The 15566-nt window shown below is 34.8% G+C and carries 17 protein-coding genes; 7 read left to right on the forward strand and 10 right to left on the reverse strand.

All coding sequences use genetic code 11. The annotated features are described in order from the left end of the window. Positions 1–133: 133 nt before the first annotated feature. Together miaA and PK35_RS09180 are read left to right on the forward strand one after the other, a co-directional pair. Positions 134–1051 (forward strand): tRNA (adenosine(37)-N6)-dimethylallyltransferase MiaA, encoded by a 918-nt coding sequence (gene miaA / locus PK35_RS09175; protein WP_044626398.1) that lies wholly within the window; start codon positions 134–136, stop codon positions 1049–1051. After that, positions 1048–1326 carry a pyrimidine/purine nucleoside phosphorylase gene (locus PK35_RS09180; RefSeq protein ID WP_044626399.1) on the forward strand — a complete coding sequence of 93 codons (279 nt, stop codon included), beginning with the start codon at positions 1048–1050 and terminating at the stop codon, positions 1324–1326. Before miaA ends, PK35_RS09180 begins: the two co-directional genes overlap by 4 nt. 11 nt (positions 1327–1337) lie before the next feature. Here PK35_RS09180 and PK35_RS09185 read toward each other — a convergent pair whose 3' ends face one another. The 3 genes from PK35_RS09185 to PK35_RS09195 are packed head-to-tail and all read right to left on the reverse strand — an operon-like array spanning position 1338 to position 4026. Further along, positions 1338–2900, reverse strand: a complete 1563-nt coding sequence (locus PK35_RS09185) for a DUF4097 family beta strand repeat-containing protein (protein ID WP_044626400.1) — start codon at positions 2898–2900, stop codon at positions 1338–1340. Positions 2901–2912: 12 nt separating this feature from the next. Further along, positions 2913–3491 carry a hypothetical protein gene (locus PK35_RS09190; RefSeq protein ID WP_044626401.1) on the reverse strand — a complete coding sequence of 193 codons (579 nt, stop codon included), beginning with the start codon at positions 3489–3491 and terminating at the stop codon, positions 2913–2915. Next, a complete protein-coding gene (locus tag PK35_RS09195; protein ID WP_044626402.1) occupies positions 3475–4026 on the reverse strand; it encodes an RNA polymerase sigma factor in 552 nt (183 codons plus the stop codon). The genes PK35_RS09190 and PK35_RS09195 overlap by 17 nt, the downstream gene beginning before the upstream one ends. Positions 4027–4200: 174 nt before the next feature. Here PK35_RS09195 and PK35_RS09200 point away from each other — a divergent pair, with 174 nt between their 5' ends. From PK35_RS09200 to PK35_RS09215, 4 genes are all read left to right on the forward strand, one after another. After that, positions 4201–4755 carry a DUF2911 domain-containing protein gene (locus PK35_RS09200; protein ID WP_044626403.1) on the forward strand — a complete coding sequence of 185 codons (555 nt, stop codon included), beginning with the start codon at positions 4201–4203 and terminating at the stop codon, positions 4753–4755. Positions 4756–5039: 284 nt separating this feature from the next. Beyond that, positions 5040–5480 carry an SMI1/KNR4 family protein gene (locus PK35_RS09205; RefSeq protein ID WP_044626404.1) on the forward strand — a complete coding sequence of 147 codons (441 nt, stop codon included), beginning with the start codon at positions 5040–5042 and terminating at the stop codon, positions 5478–5480. 355 nt (positions 5481–5835) lie between these two features. Next, positions 5836–6909, forward strand: coding sequence for a methylmalonyl Co-A mutase-associated GTPase MeaB (gene meaB, locus PK35_RS09210; RefSeq protein WP_044626405.1), 1074 nt, complete (start codon positions 5836–5838; stop codon positions 6907–6909). Between the two features lie 6 nt (positions 6910–6915). Continuing rightward, the gene (locus tag PK35_RS09215) at positions 6916–7272 is read left to right on the forward strand and encodes a hypothetical protein (RefSeq protein ID WP_202903829.1); all 357 of its coding nucleotides are present in this window, start codon (positions 6916–6918) and stop codon (positions 7270–7272) included. Between the two features lie 46 nt (positions 7273–7318). Here PK35_RS09215 and PK35_RS09220 read toward each other — a convergent pair whose 3' ends face one another. From PK35_RS09220 to mnmA, 6 genes are all read right to left on the reverse strand, one after another. Next, positions 7319–7900 carry a phosphatase PAP2 family protein gene (locus PK35_RS09220; RefSeq protein ID WP_044626406.1) on the reverse strand — a complete coding sequence of 194 codons (582 nt, stop codon included), beginning with the start codon at positions 7898–7900 and terminating at the stop codon, positions 7319–7321. A gap of 92 nt (positions 7901–7992) precedes the next feature. Continuing rightward, positions 7993–8220, reverse strand: a complete 228-nt coding sequence (locus tag PK35_RS09225) for a hypothetical protein (protein ID WP_044626407.1) — start codon at positions 8218–8220, stop codon at positions 7993–7995. Between the two features lie 3 nt (positions 8221–8223). Continuing rightward, positions 8224–9606, reverse strand: a complete 1383-nt coding sequence (locus tag PK35_RS09230) for an MATE family efflux transporter (protein ID WP_044626408.1) — start codon at positions 9604–9606, stop codon at positions 8224–8226. 255 nt (positions 9607–9861) lie between these two features. Beyond that, positions 9862–10803, reverse strand: coding sequence for an NAD(P)H-dependent flavin oxidoreductase (locus PK35_RS09235; protein ID WP_044626409.1), 942 nt, complete (start codon positions 10801–10803; stop codon positions 9862–9864). Further along, complete coding sequence (locus PK35_RS09240; RefSeq protein WP_044626410.1) at positions 10803–12398, reverse strand: S8 family serine peptidase; 1596 nt, start codon at positions 12396–12398, stop codon at positions 10803–10805. The genes PK35_RS09235 and PK35_RS09240 overlap by 1 nt, the downstream gene beginning before the upstream one ends. A gap of 26 nt (positions 12399–12424) precedes the next feature. Then, positions 12425–13612, reverse strand: coding sequence for a tRNA 2-thiouridine(34) synthase MnmA (mnmA, locus tag PK35_RS09245; protein ID WP_044626411.1), 1188 nt, complete (start codon positions 13610–13612; stop codon positions 12425–12427). Between the two features lie 179 nt (positions 13613–13791). Between mnmA and PK35_RS09250 the strand changes: the two genes are divergently transcribed. Continuing rightward, positions 13792–14769, forward strand: a complete 978-nt coding sequence (locus PK35_RS09250) for a fasciclin domain-containing protein (RefSeq protein ID WP_044626412.1) — start codon at positions 13792–13794, stop codon at positions 14767–14769. Between the two features lie 41 nt (positions 14770–14810). On the opposite strand, the gene PK35_RS09255 is transcribed toward PK35_RS09250, so the two are convergent. Beyond that, entirely contained in the window at positions 14811–15518 is a 708-nt protein-coding gene (locus tag PK35_RS09255) for a toxin-antitoxin system YwqK family antitoxin (RefSeq protein WP_044626413.1), read from the reverse strand. Positions 15519–15566: the final 48 nt, after the last annotated feature.

The following is a 15566-nucleotide window of genomic DNA, read 5'->3' on the forward strand; positions in this document are numbered from 1 at the left end:
AGTTACGAAGCTATCTGTTTAATCCTAATTTCAAATTAATAAGATTTACTTCGTCGTGCCTCCTCGTAATGACGTAAACTTTGTAATTTGTAAAATCATTATTTCAAATTAACTTTGCCAAAAACTTAAAACTATCAATTCAAACCCAAAATATTTAATCGCAGTCGTTGGCCCAACAGCCATTGGAAAAACCGCATTAAGCATAAAATTGGCAAATCACTTCAACACCGAAATAATTTCGGCCGATTCGCGCCAATTTTTTAAAGACATGCAAATTGGTACTGCTGCACCTACACCAAATGAATTGGCCGCAGCACCGCATCATTTTATTCACCATAAATCCATTAACGACGATTATAGTGTTGGTAGTTTTGAGAGAGATGCCATCGAGCGATTAAATGAACTTTATAAAAAATACGACATCGCTATTATGGTTGGCGGCTCTGGCTTATACGTTGATGCCGTTACAAAAGGCTTAGATTATTTTCCCGATGTAGATAAAAGCATTCGAGAAAAATTAAACCAAGAATTAGAAACCTTGGGTTTAACACATCTTCAAAACCAATTAAAACAACACGACGAGGTTTCATATAACACCATTGCCATTGATAATCCACATCGCGTTATTCGCGCATTAGAAATTTGTATTGGCACAAGTAAGCCTTATTCATCATTCCTAAATAAAGAAAAAAACAACCGAAATTTTAAAACCATAACCGTTGGCTTAACTGCCGACAGAGACATCATTTACAATCGCATCAATCAGCGTGTTGATATTATGGTTAACGAAGGGTTGCTTGATGAAGTTAAAAACCTCATCCCGTTTAAACACCTAAACGCCCTAAATACGGTTGGCTATAAAGAACTCTTTAATTATTTTGACGGTACTTGGGAACTCGATTTCGCCATATCTGAAATAAAAAAGAACTCCAGACGCTTTGCAAAACGCCAGCTTACTTGGTTTAAACGCAACGAAAACACGCTTTGGTTCGATTACCAAACACCAATTGAAACTATTATAAAATCAGTAAACAAAAACATAAAAAAATGATACCTGTAAACGAATATTTTGATGGAAAAGTAAAATCTTTAGGTTTAAAAAACACACAAGGTAATTTTACTATTGGCGTTTTAACTAAAGGCACTTACGAGTTTAATACCTCAACCAAAGAATGGATGACTTTAACAGCAGGAAAATGGGAAATAGAATTACCAAATAGCGAGAAGAAAGTATTTGCTATTAACGAAACTTGCGAAATTCCGTCGGGTATTGCGTTTAAGGTGTATGCGCTAGAAGATTCGTCGTACTTGTGTAAATACGAATAGAACAAGTAATTTTACTCCATAATTACATTACAATATTTGGCATTAATCATAATATTTTTGCCACTGGCTAAACTTCCTTTAGAAAAACTAGACGTATTTTCTTTAGTAACTTTTTCGGGATGTGAAAATTTAGAGCGTGTCCCTTTAAACTGAAAATTACAAGCCGCTTTTGGTAGTGCAATTATAGCATCGGTATTTTGAATAATAATGTTTAAGTTGGTAAATGTATCGGCTATATTTAAAATATTTAAATTTCCAATGTTACCATCAACCATAGCGACGCCCGTTAAATTTTCAATATTCACATTCGATGATACCGCATTTAAAACCAAATTATTTACATTTTTTAAATGCACTTCTTCGGTATAATTTAAATTAAGCTCACCTAAATTCCAATTATTTACAATTACAGGCGAATATGAAGCATTAATGGAAGTATGAGTTCCATTAATGCTATTTGCTGTTAATTTTGTGTAGGCTAAATCGGCTTCTAAATTATCGATGTTTGAAGCAAATTGTATTTCGCCATGTTTTACATTCACCTTTAATTTAGCGTCTTTAGGTATTTTAATAATAATTGTTTTTTTAACCTTCGAGTTGGTTTTATGCTCAACCGTTTCTTCAATTAATAAACGACGCTTTTCTGCCAATTTTGCGCGCTCTTTGGCACGAATTCTTTGAGCTTCTAATCTAGCCTTGTTAGCTTCAGCTCTGACTTTAGCGGCTTCTGCTCTAGATTTACTAGCTTCCAATCGTGATGCCTCTGCTTCCATTCTTGCCGCAAAACGCTCGCCCCAAGCTTCCATTTGCTTCCCAAATTGTTCTCCAAATTTCTCGCCCCATTCTTCCATATTCTTTTCAAAGTCTGAACTTTTTAATTTTTCTTCAAGAGCTTTACCCCATTCTTCCATCTCTTTACCATACTTTTCGCCCCATTCTTTACCAAATTTTTCGCCCCAAGCTTCCATTTTTTTGGCATAATCATCTCCATACACTTTCTCGAAGCGTTTATTATACTTTTCTAAATATTTATCACCTTCCTTTTTATAGGTTTCATAATCGAACACAAAAGCATCACTATTTTCTGGTAGTTCAGGTAACTCTGGCATTACAGGCATTGGCGGCACTGGAGGAATTTCAGGAATTACTGGCATACTTAAAAGCATTTCAGGTAAATCGGCCAATTCAAATTGTAACTCATGTAATAAAGCGTTTACCATATCGCCTTCATCATTATTTTTAGGCATATAAACTACGTGCGATCCTTTACCGCCACGCGTGGTAATGGCAACCTTTTTACTAGAAGCATTTACATCGACACCCCAAGCATCTAAAACAGATTCTAGCTCGTCTTTACTTACTTTTTCGCCTTCAATAAAGGCTTCTATCTCTACTGTTCGTTTGTTCCAAGTGTCTATAACAATATTAGTATTACTTGTATTTAAGTCTACCACAACATCGTTATCGACTTTGATTGATTGAGAAACTTTTGTTAACTTTTGTTGCCCCACAATACTAGCCGTAATGGTAAAGCAAAGTGAAAAAAGTAACGTTTTTATAATGGATTTGTTCATTTTTTGATTGATTTAAATAGATTGTTTTACGTCTGTTGATGCAGACGGATTTAATTCTTGTAATTGAGTTCTTAAACGATACAATAAGTTTAATCGTAATTTTAAATTATCGATTAACGCATTAACCGTTAGCTCGTTTAAGCCTGTTTCGGTTAAATCGGCAGAAAGTCTTTTATATTCTTTATCGAGCGCTTCAAGTTGCTCTAAATAATCGTCGAACATTTCTTTGGTTTCGGGTGTGTATTTAATTTTACTCAACTCCAAATTTATACTCGCCATATAGTAATCTTCTACCTTTTTTAAACCTGGCGAAAAATCGCCTAAAGTTTTAATGGATTCTGGTTTTGTTTCTGCCACTTCAATATTTGGTGTTTCAATACCACTATTGGGTTGCAAAAACTTAAAAGCGCCAAAACTTAAACCTAAAATTACCACAATACTGGCTGCAATTTGCATCCAACTAAAACTACGTTTCTTCTGTTGTGGTAAAGCTGCATCTAACTTTTCAAGAAAACGTTCTTGATGCTTGTTAGGCATTTTTTCATGGCTTGCTTTCTCATTTTTAAATAACTCTCTAATATCTTGTGCCATTGTTTTTAAGTGTTAAAAGGTCTTGTAATTTGGCTTTGCCTCTCGATAATTGTGTGCGTGAAGCGACTTCGCTAATGCTTAAAATTTCAGATATTTCTTGATGATCGTATCCTTCAATTAAATACAGCATCACAACATATTGATATTTACTTGGCAATTCGTTTATAGCTTCTTTTACATCGCTTAATGTTATTGTATCTTCTACCAACCATTTGTCGTCTTTTGGTGTATCAACTACTTTTAGGTGCACCTCATCTAACTCAACAAGTTGTTGTTTTTTAGATTTTAAAAAGTCGATACTTTTATTAACGACAATACGTTTTAACCAAGCTCCAAAAGTAACCTCCGCTTTGTATTGATGCAGTTTAGTAAAGGCCTTAATAAAGGCTTCTTGCACTACATCTTCTGCATCGGCAGCATCTTTTAAAAATCGTTTAGCAACAATATACATCCCATCGCAGTACTGGTTGTATAACTGCATTTGCGCTTTACGATTGTTTTGTTTGCATTGTTCAATAATGTCTACTTGAAACATGCTTTTTTCTTTTGGTTTGGTATTAGTTCATCTTAAAGACGACATAAAAAATGTAGTGTTGCAAAAAAATTAAATATTTTTTAAAAATTTATAACAAAGCTCGTTAAATACACGTTTGTATTTCAATATTTACTACTTTTTAAAGTATATTTACAGCTTAAAAAATTGCTCTGCATGAACACAGCCTTAAAACGAATTTTAGTTTTTTTATCTATTGTTGCCCTTGGTTTATTATTGTATTCTGTATTTGTTGAAAATATTTTTGCGCAACGCTTAAGCCCAAAAGACACTGTAAAATTCGAGTTAAACGATTTAAAATTAAAAGTTTTTTACAACCGACCATACAAAAAAAACAGAGATATTTTTGGCGCTTTAGTGCCTTTTGATCAGGTTTGGCGTACGGGAGCCAACGAAGCTACTACTTTTGAAACGAACAAAAATCTTGAAGTTAAAGGCATGCCATTAGCTGAAGGTAAATATACACTTTGGACGGTTCCACGCGATTCGGTTTGGACCGTTATTTTTAACTCAAAGCAATATTCTTGGGGTGTAAACGCGCAAATGCAACCGATGTGGGATCCTAATTACGACGTGTTAAATATTGATGTGCCTGTGCAAAAACTTAACAACGATGTAGAACAATTTACCATTGCTTTCGATAACTCTACCGACAACTTGTTTTTAACCATGGCTTGGGATGATGTTAAAATTTCGGTGCCTTTGAAGTAGATTTGGTGAGTTGTATCTGTTTGAAGTTGTAGTACCCTGTAGTTGTGTGTAATTTGAGAAAATGGGAGTTTTAGAAAAAATTACATTCATTTTATTTGTAGGAGTAATCATTTTTGTTTAGAATAAATATGCTGTTACCAAATTAGTGAAAGAGGTGGTTCGTAAGAACCCAAACAATAATTGGTTAGCCGATAAACAAAGTATAATCATAAAAGGATTTCGATCATTTTATTGGACTGGTTATTCAATGTTAATAGTTTCATTTTTAATATCTGATTAAAAAAATGCCATTCCCTTTAGAAGAAAAATATATAACAGAAACGGAATTGGAATTGAATGTGAAATTCCCATCTGAACTTAAAAACCGAATGATAAAATCAAATGGCGGAGAATTATTGATTTCGGACAAGTTTGAATTTGAACTGTATCCATTTTTTGATAAGACTGACCGAAAAAGAATAAATCGAACTTGTAACCATATTGGACTTGAAACAAAAAATGCCCGTGAATGGAATGGATTTCCTGACAATGGAATTGCAATTGGAACGGATGGATTTGGTAATCAACTTATTCTCATTCACAATGGAAATGGAAATTTAACTGACGAACTACATTTCTGGAATCACGAAACAAGACAAGTAGAGAAAATAGCTGAATCGATTAATAAACTTTATGTTAAAAAAAGCTCATTCTGGAACAAAATAAAATCAAAATTTAATGGGTGAAAAACTACTGCTAACAACAATATATAACCGCAATTACGGCGGATTCAACTACCCACGACTACGCTTAGGACAGGCTTAAACATATCCACTCGGAATTGTTAACACCATTTCTTAACCTCAAATTAGCAAATTAAAATCCTTAACCAGCAATTAAACAAAAACGTTGTTGTTTCTTCTCAATTAATCAAAAGCATATTTAAACAACTCAAAAACATCCAATTTTCCTGCATTTAATAAAAACATTTTAAACTTCACTTTAATTTTTTATTGATTCTACATTTTCAATTCTACAACTTAGATTCTTAGCTAATAGCTTTGTAAAAATTTGTAACTTTCTACAAACAATACTGTATTTGTGGCATCAAAAGAAAATAAATCGGCTTTAAACGAAACAAAACACGTTTCAACGTCCAACATAATAAATAGTATGTCTATTCAATCTATTAAACAAAAAAGAAAGGTTGAAATAGATGCCGATGCCCTATTAAAATCGATATTAAACAAAAGTATTTCGGCTTTAAGCAGAGCTATAACGCTTATTGAAAGCAGCAACCCAAAACATCAAAATAAATCCAATTACATTATAAATGGCTGCTTGCCGCATGCCAATAAATCGGTTAGAATTGGCATTACTGGTGTTCCTGGAGTTGGTAAAAGTACCTTTATTGAAACTTTGGGTAACAACCTTACTAAACAAGGTAAAAAGGTGGCTGTATTGGCGGTCGATCCAAGTAGCACTGTTACAAAAGGCAGCATTTTAGGCGATAAAACTCGTATGGAAAGTTTGGCAAAAAACCCGAATGCCTTTATTCGGCCTTCAGCATCGGGTAACATGCTTGGTGGCGTTGCAAAAAAAACACGTGAAACCATTATTTTATGCGAGGCCGCAGGTTTTGATGTTATTATAATTGAAACCGTAGGCGTTGGCCAAAGCGAAACCACTGTTGCCTGTATGGTGGATTTCTTTTTACTTTTAAAATTAGCAGGTGCTGGCGATGAATTACAAGGAATAAAACGCGGTATTATTGAAATGGCTGATGTCATTGCCATAAATAAAGCCGACGGAAACAATATTAAACCTGCAAAACTAGCAAAGGTAGAATTTAACCGTGCACTGCACTACCTACCCCAAAAAGTATCGCAGTGGCAACCACAAGTACTTACTTGTAGCGCCTTACAAAACGAAGGAATCGAAGAAATTTGGGAAGCCATTTTAAACTACTTTGAAATCACAAAAGCTAATCAATATTTTAACGAAAAACGCAACGAGCAAGACAAATATTGGCTCATGCAAACCATCGAAAATCAATTAAAAGCCAATTTTTTTAATTCACCCAAAATAAAAGCAGCCTTACAAGAACAACTCACTTTAATGGCGCAACATCGTACCACTGCTTTTGCAGCAGCCAACTATATTTTAAACCTCTAGTAAACTATGGCAAAAAAAACTTGGATAGAAAAAAGAGATGCAAAAAAAGAATACGTAGTAAAAACCATTGATAAAAAGTTTGCTGATATTCCCGAAGGTAACCGTATGCTTATTGCAACACCACAAATTATTGACGATTATGTAAGCAACATTCCCTTTGGCGAAACCTGTGAATTAATCACCATGCGAACCGATTTAGCAGCGACTTATAACGCCGATAAAACCTGCCCAGTAACTGCTGGCATATTTTTAAGAATTGTTGCAGAAGCCGCTTACGAAGAACTCGAACAAAACACACCCATCGAGCAAATAACGCCGTTTTGGCGTATTGTAAACCCCAACTCTAAATTGGAAAAAAGCTAAGTTGTGGCGAAGCATTTATAATTAATCAGCGTATAAAAGAAAGTAGTTAAACCGCCTCGGTTTTTGTACCGTATTTCTGCACTAAAAACAACGCTATTTTATAAAACAAAAACCCAGAAATCGCGCCAAAAGTCATACCACATAAAATATCTAGCGGAAAATGTACGCCAACATAAATACGGCTATACGCCACCATGGCCGACCAAAATAGCAAATAGAAAATTAAATTCTTAAAATAAGGCTTAAGCAGTAATCCTGTAAAAACAGCCACAGCCATCGAGTTTGATGAATGCCCCGAGAAAAACCCATATTTTCCACAATAGCCCGCAACCATGCGCATATATTCCATAACGCCTTCGGTTCTGCACGGTCTTAACCGCTCGAACCCGCGCTTAAAAACATTGGTAATTTGGTCGGTAAACGTTATCATAAGTGCAATAACCACAACAAAAATTAGCAAACTTTTTAAACCAAATTTCTTATAAAGCAAAAACAAAAGCACCGCATATAAGGGTATAAATGTAAGCTTGTTAGTAATTACCAACCACAAACCATCCCAAGTTTCCGAACCTAAATTGTTTAAAAATAAAAATACCTCCCAGTCGTATTCAATAAGTTGCTCTATCATTACAAATAATTTGGGCGTTACCACAAGGGTCGGGCTTTTCGCTAAATCCCAGAAAAAATTTCTGGGGATACCGCTACAATCCCTAACGCAGTTTAGTCTTCGTATTTAGCTATTTCGGCATCATAAAAAGCAGTCGCTTCTTTAATAGCATTTTGGGTTTCGGTTTCTAATTCCTTTTGGTCTTCGGCATCAAAATCTTCAAACCATTCTACCTCATCATCTTCTAAATTAATTATAAATCTAGGAAATTCGGTATGTATAATGTAAATCGCGTTTGGAAATTCGCTATTGTCGCCTAATATAAATTTTGGAAGTGTCATTTTTTAATTTTTACTGTGTAACAAAATTAAACGTTTCGTTAAATAATTAAACCTAATAAATAATAAAATTGCGGCGGTACTTAAGCCTGCAAGTAATCCTAACCAAATACCAAAACTACCGTAAGCATCGGCTTTCCCAAAATACCAACTAATAGGAAACCCAACCACCCAATACGATATAAAGGTAATTAATGTGGGTATTTTAACATCTTGCATGCCACGTAAAGCACCTAAAACAAGTATTTGCAAACTATCACTTAACTGAAAAATAGCTGCTGCAATTAATAATTTTGAGGCAATACCAACCACCTCGGTATTATCGGCAAGATTTTTAGCATCATCAAAATCCACATATAGTTTAGGTAAATGTTCGTGAAAGGCAAAAAACAAAAGCGCAAAACAACAGGCAAAAAGTGCTCCTAATAAAAATATGGAAAATGCAATACGGCGCAAATCCACATAATTTTTTAATCCTTTTTGGTTACCAACGCGAATCATTGATGCTACACTCAATCCCATAGCCACCATAAATGTCATAGAAGCCAAATTTAAAGCAATTTGATTTGCCGCTTGCGGATTTTTACCTAATAAACCGCTTAACCAAATGGCAGCAGTAAAAATAGCGACTTCAAAAAACATTTGCATGGCACTTGGCGCACCTAAACTTAGTATCTTTTTAATCATTAACTTATCTAATACAAAAAACTTAATTTTTGTAACATAGGGTTTCGACTTTTCGCGTTTAAAAAGTACAAACCATAAATAAAATACCATAATAAATCGCGAAGCCAAAGTACCATAAGCGGCACCAACAATACCCATTTCTGGGAAACCAAATTTTCCAAAAATGAGTAAATAATTTAAAATTACATTAACCACATTCCCCACTAATGTGGCGTACATTGGGTAACGCGTTAAAGATAAACCATCGCTAAATTGTTTAAACGCCTGAAAAACAACTAAAGGAATTAACGAAAAAGCCACTAAATCCAGATACGGAATAGCCAACTCTACCACCTCAACAGGCTGTTTCATTAAATACATGAGTGGTTTAGCAAAGAAAACGAGCAAGAATAAAAGAATACCTAAAACGGTACACAAAAACAAACCATTTTTAAAAGAGGCTTTACCATTAATAAAATCCTTTGCTGCATCGGCCTCGGCAATTAATGGTGTTATTGCGGTAGAAAACCCAATGCCTAACGACATGGCAATAAACATAAAACTATTACCAAGCGACACTGCTGCGAGTTCGGCTGTCCCCAATTGGCCCACCATAATATTATCGATAAAGCTAACAAAAGTATGCCCCAACATCCCCAACATTACTGGAGACGCCAGTTGCCAGTTGTACTTAAATTCTTTGGTGTAATCGCTTAAATTCATTCGGCAAAAGTAAGTCTAAGCCAATTTAAAACCTATTCAGGGCAGTATTATATTCTTAACATTTGTTGATTTTTTTTTGAAAAAATGATATTATTCATATTTTTTTCACTAAATTTGTGTTAACACATTGATTGCCAACTAATTTACCTACAACGATATTACGAAAAACCAAAAGCAAGTATTTTAAAGGGATTAAAAATTAAGCTGTAAAGTTTTTCATTAAAAAAGGAGAAAAATAAATTTTCTCCTTTTTTTTTATAAACTCATTGCCAATCGTTTAGTTTCTTCAAAATCCGAAATAATTTCTTTAACAATTTCGGAAACTGGTTTTATTTCATGTATTAAACCTGCAATTTGCCCTATTTCGAGTTCGCCTTCATCTAAATCGCCCTCAAACATGCCTTTTTTTGCTCTGCCTCTTCCCAATAGCGTTCTCAAATCATCTACAGATGGCGAAGTTTTATAAAGCTCCTGCACCTCATCATAAAACTTATTTTTCATCAATCGAACTGGAGCTAATTCTTTTAAAGTAAGTTGGGTATCGCCTTCTTTAGCATCAACTACCAATTGCTTGAATTTTTGGTGAGCCGAACTTTCTTGGCTTGCCACGAAACGACTTCCTATTTGCACACCATCGGCTCCAAGAACCATAGTCGCTAACATCGCTTTTCCGGTGGCAATGCCGCCTGCAGCTATTAGCGGAATGTTTATTTTCTCTTTTACCATAGGAATAAGAGCAAGCGTTGTAGTTTCATCGCGTCCGTTATGGCCACCAGCTTCAAAACCTTCGACTACAATAGCATCAACACCTGCATCTTGGGCTTTTAAAGCAAACTTTACACTACTCACAACATGAACTACAACAATACCTTGATCTTGTAACCATTTGGTCCATGTTTTGGGGTTTCCTGCCGAGGTAAATATAATTTTAACGCCTTCTTCCACTATAATATCCATGAGTTTATCAATGTCTGGATACAACATAGGTACATTAACAGCAAAAGGTTTATTGGTTGCTTTTTTACATTTTATTATGTGCTCTCGCAATACTTCGGGATACATACTTCCTGCTCCTAAAACGCCCAAAATTCCAGAATTACTGGCTGCCGAAGCTAATCGCCAACCACTATTCCAAACCATTCCTGCTTGAATAATGGGATATTTAATATTGAAAAGCTTTGTAACTTTATTTTCCATTATTCCTTTACGAATTTGAAAACTTTTGACGTTTGATTTTGATTCACTTTAAAAAGATAAATTCCTGATGCTAATGTTGAAATATCAACTTCTGAAGCTTCAGATGAAAATGTATAATTTCTGATTAATTTTCCTAGAATATTAAAAATAGACAATTGAAAACCGCCATTTGAAGCTGAAAAGTAAACCTTTCCGCTTGACGGGTTTGGAAAAAATTGTATTTCTAATTCATTGACGCTTTCTACCGATAATCCAGAACTATAAGCTGAATACAGGTTAGGAATACCATGCCCTAAATAATTATCTGGTGCAGTATATTGTGATGCCGATTCACGAACCAATTGCATAATTTCAGCATTGGTTTTATTAGGTAATGCTTGCCACAAACAGGCAATACCACCAGCTAAAATAGGCGAACTAAACGAAGTGCCGTTAGCTGTTGCTAAAACATTATTTTGAGTAATTAAGGCACTTGATTGTCCTTGTGCTGCTACATCGGGCTTTTGTGTGGGTTGAAAACTACTTCCTACCGAACTAAAACTAGCATAATTCCCGTTCGCGTTAACAGCACCCACGGCTAAAGTACTTGGTGAATCTGCAGGTGCTGTAATACCATCTGCTCCTTCATTTCCTGCCGAAGTAACTAAAAGCAAACCTTTTTCGAAAGCTATATTAGTACCTCTGGAAATAAAGGTGGTATAACCATCCATTTCAGCATCGGTATAAGTATAACTAGGATTATCGAATTCTTTATAGCCTAGCGATGTGTTTATAATATCGACACCTAAGCTATCGGCACGTTCGGCAGCTTCTACCCAATAACTTTCTTCTGCTGGAGTTTCGCTACTTACATCTTCTGTTATAAACAAATAATATGAAGCATCTGGCGCTGTACCAACAAATTCATTCTCTATATAACCTGCCATTGTACTCAAAACTAACGTACCATGACTGTGATGTGAACTGTTGTAAACATCAGCATTACGGTTTACAAAATCGTAAGCGCCTTGTAAGTTGCCTGCATTTCGTAAACGCTCGAAACCGCCCATCGTGTTTACATTAGAAAAACCTGCATCTAAAACCGCAATGGTTATGCCATTACCTGTAAAATCATCAAGATGCAAATCGTCGCCATTAATCATTTCAATCTGATTTGTTGCTGAACCATAATTAAAAGAAACCTGCTCACCTTGAAATTTATTAACGCTTTTTTCTTGGTGCGCTTTTGAAGTATTTAAATTATTGTTAGCAAAATCGATACTTTCCACAAAACTTAAACCTGATAAACTCTGAATATCCGATTCGCTGCCACGAACATGAACGGCATTAAACCATTTAGACTTGGCCAAAACGGTTATTCCGCTCTGTGCTTTTATTTGATTAATGTAAGTTTCGTTTACGGGAACATCGCGAGCATCAATAGGGACGTTAAACTTCTGTTTTCTATCGATAGCTTTTTGCGTTAAAATAGAAATTGGGTTTGCAATTGAAGTTTCTACATTTTCCTTATCGGAAAAATAAAGCCATGCATCTTCTTGAGCTACTACTAAATTGAAGCTAGTAAAAACAAGTAGTATTAATAGTGTTCTAATCATTTTGCAGTAGTTTAGGTTACTGCAATTTAAGAAATTACACCCGAACCTACTAACTCATCATTTAAGTACCAAGCTACAAACTGTCCTTCGGTGATAGCCGATTGATAATTCTCAAAAGCTACATACATCCCACCTTCTACCTTATGTAAAGTTGCGCTTTCCAAGGGTTGTCGGTATCTTATACGAGCCTTAACAGTCATGGTTTCGTCGGTTTTTAAAACTAAATCTTCACGAACCCAATGCAATTCATCATTACTAACAAATAATGCTTTTTTTAATAAACCAGGATGCGACTTTCCTTGACCGGTATAAATAATGTTTTCTTCAACATCGGTGTCAATAACAAACAACGGCTCTACAGTACCTCCAACGGCTAAACCTTTACGTTGCCCTTTCGTAAAATAATGCGCGCCTTGATGCTTACCAACAACTTTACCCTGTGATTTGCTATACTGAATTTTACGCGATAAATATTTCAGCTTTTCTTCTTCCGAATCAAAATTTGGCTCAGTTTCACTAAAAATTGCCACATCTTTCGGTATCTCAACAATCTCACCCTCTTTTGGTTTTAGCTGTTGCTGAAGAAAATCGGGTAATTTTACTTTCCCTATAAAACAAAGTCCTTGTGAATCTTTTTTATCGGCAGTTACTAAATCTTGTTCGGCTGCAATAGCACGAACTTCTGGCTTTGTTAATTCGCCAATAGGAAACAGTGATTTTGCTAATTGCTCTTGCGATAACTGACAAAGAAAATACGATTGATCTTTATTACCATCGACTCCGGCAAGTAATTGATAAACTTCTTTTCCGTCTTTTTCAATCGTGCCTTTTCTGCAGTAATGCCCTGTTGCAACATAATCTGCTCCTAAATCTAGAGCTATTTTCATGAAAACATCAAACTTAATTTCTCTATTACAAAGCACATCCGGATTTGGTGTACGGCCTTTTTCGTATTCGTTAAACATATAATCAACAATACGCTCTTTGTATTGCTCGCTTAAATCGACCGTTTGAAATGGAATACCTAATTTATCAGCAACTAACATCGCATCGTTACTATCGTCTAACCATGGGCATTCGTTAGAAATAGTAACCGAATCGTCATGCCAGTTTTTCATAAATAACCCTATAACCTCATAGCCTTGTTGCTTTAATAAATAAGCTGCAACACTAGAATCTACACCTCCAGAAAGTCCTATAATTACGCGTTTCATTAACCAAAAATTAGGGTGCAAAGATACGCATAATAATGCGTTTTCTATAAATGATTTAACGAAGCTTTAAACCTCATATTTTTACAGTTTTGTTTAACTTTTAACAAAATTTTATAAACAAAAAATAATTTTTGTTTAAAATTTCAGTAGTTTTGTTAAACAAAATTAAATCTAAGAATATGAAAAAGTTAACATTAATCCAATTATTATTTGTTGTTGCTTCTCTGTCTTTTACGGCTTGTAGTAATGATGACGACAACACACAACCTCCTACGGAACAATCACTAAACGTAGTAGAAACAGCGCAATCTGTACCTGAATTAAGTATTTTAGTTGATGCTGTTGTACAGGCTGGACTTGTTGATGCTCTATCGGCAGAAGGAAACAGAACTGTTTTAGCTCCTACAAACGCTGCTTTTAATACGTTTTTACAAGCTAAAGGGTTTAGCTCGTTGGCTGAAGTACCGAACGACGTTTTAACACAAATCCTATTAAACCATGTGATTCCTGATGCGAACATCTTATCTACAGATTTAGCTGGAGCAACAGGATATACCAACACTATGGCAGATGGACCTAACAATTCTAAATTAAGTATTTATTACAACGGAACATCTGGTGTGATGTTTAATGGTGTAGCCACTGTTAGTACTCCTGATGTCAGTACATCTAATGGTGTAGTACATATTGTAGACGAAGTAATTGATTTACCAACTATCGCCACATTTGCTACGAGCAACGACGCCTTATCTATTTTAGTAGATGCTTTAGCTTATGCTGATACGGGAAGTCCAACAGTACCTTACATTACAACAGTTTCTAATGCTGAAGCAGGTCCATTTGCTGTATTTGCTCCTACAAACACCGCTTTTGCGGATTTATTAACAGAACTTGAAGTTAGTGCTTTAACAGATATTTCAACGGAAACTGTTGATGCTGTGCTACTCACTCATATTGTAAACGCTAACGTACAGTCTAGTGCTTTAGCTTCTGGAACGGTTTCTACTTTAGGTGGAGATATTACTGCAGACGCTTCGGCTTTTACATTAACGGATGCTAACGGACGTGTAAGTAATATTGAAACAAGCTTAGTTGATATTCAAGGAATAAACGGCGTGGTTCACGTTATTGATAGAGTTATTTTACCTGCTATGTAAAATATAAAATTGCTATGAAGAAGAGAAAACTCCTTATTAGTTTAAGGAGTTTTTTTTATGATTTGCGTTTTAATTGTGAGGTCTTTTTCTTCAACGAGTTTGCCATTTTCATAAAATTTCCAAATACCGTCTTTTCTATCATTTTTATAAAACCCTTCAGAGGTTAACTCGCCAGAATTATTATAATATTTAGCCTCTCCGTGAAACAAATCATCTTTATAATTAACAGCTTTTAATAATACATTGGCATCAGTAAACCAAGTTGATAAACCATGGCGTTTACCATTTACATATAGCTTTTTCTCTGCTACGGCTCCATTTGGATAGTATACAATTCGCTCACCATCTAGTTTACCATTGTCGTTATAATGCTCTAAAGTTAAAAGTGCATCATTATTTTTTTGATAATATTTCCAAGTTCCAATGTAGTTTTTGCCTTCCATTTGGCCTTCACTAATCACTTTTCCTGTTGATGCTAAAAACTTAACTTCGGCAATGTTATTATCTTTATTAAATTGTTTAGTTGCCGATAAAACGGCCTTACCATTTACCTTTTTATAAAACTTAAAAAGCCCCGCTTCTTTACCATGAAAAAACTCACCTTCATAGCGTAATACTTTAGTATTATCATAATATTTTTTATAAATACCATGACGTTTTCCGTTGCTATCTAATTGATTTATCTCCTGGGAAAAACTTGAAAAACTTATAAATAAAATTGAAATTAAAATAGATTTAAAAACAGTCATGTTTATTTCTTTTAAAATTTAATGAATGCTCATTCTTAATAGCCATAA

The sequence above is a fragment of the Neotamlana nanhaiensis genome, from assembly GCF_000943555.1.
Lineage (GTDB): Bacteria > Bacteroidota > Bacteroidia > Flavobacteriales > Flavobacteriaceae > Neotamlana > Neotamlana nanhaiensis.

Coding starts and splice junctions, on each gene's coding strand:
- PK35_RS09220 (WP_044626406.1), bottom strand. CDS start 7,900: ATGATAGAGCAACTTATTGAATACGACTGGGAGGTATTTTTATTTTTA.
- PK35_RS09230 (WP_044626408.1), bottom strand. CDS start 9,606: ATGAATTTAAGCGATTACACCAAAGAATTTAAGTACAACTGGCAACTG.
- PK35_RS09205 (WP_044626404.1), top strand. CDS start 5,040: ATGCCATTCCCTTTAGAAGAAAAATATATAACAGAAACGGAATTGGAA.
- PK35_RS09185 (WP_044626400.1), bottom strand. CDS start 2,900: ATGAACAAATCCATTATAAAAACGTTACTTTTTTCACTTTGCTTTACC.
- mnmA (WP_044626411.1), bottom strand. CDS start 13,612: ATGAAACGCGTAATTATAGGACTTTCTGGAGGTGTAGATTCTAGTGTT.
- PK35_RS09200 (WP_044626403.1), top strand. CDS start 4,201: ATGAACACAGCCTTAAAACGAATTTTAGTTTTTTTATCTATTGTTGCC.
- PK35_RS09240 (WP_044626410.1), bottom strand. CDS start 12,398: ATGATTAGAACACTATTAATACTACTTGTTTTTACTAGCTTCAATTTA.
- PK35_RS09195 (WP_044626402.1), bottom strand. CDS start 4,026: ATGTTTCAAGTAGACATTATTGAACAATGCAAACAAAACAATCGTAAA.
- PK35_RS09180 (WP_044626399.1), top strand. CDS start 1,048: ATGATACCTGTAAACGAATATTTTGATGGAAAAGTAAAATCTTTAGGT.
- PK35_RS09190 (WP_044626401.1), bottom strand. CDS start 3,491: ATGGCACAAGATATTAGAGAGTTATTTAAAAATGAGAAAGCAAGCCAT.
- PK35_RS09250 (WP_044626412.1), top strand. CDS start 13,792: ATGAAAAAGTTAACATTAATCCAATTATTATTTGTTGTTGCTTCTCTG.
- PK35_RS09215 (WP_202903829.1), top strand. CDS start 6,916: ATGGCAAAAAAAACTTGGATAGAAAAAAGAGATGCAAAAAAAGAATAC.
- PK35_RS09225 (WP_044626407.1), bottom strand. CDS start 8,220: ATGACACTTCCAAAATTTATATTAGGCGACAATAGCGAATTTCCAAAC.
- PK35_RS09235 (WP_044626409.1), bottom strand. CDS start 10,803: ATGGAAAATAAAGTTACAAAGCTTTTCAATATTAAATATCCCATTATT.
- PK35_RS09255 (WP_044626413.1), bottom strand. CDS start 15,518: ATGACTGTTTTTAAATCTATTTTAATTTCAATTTTATTTATAAGTTTT.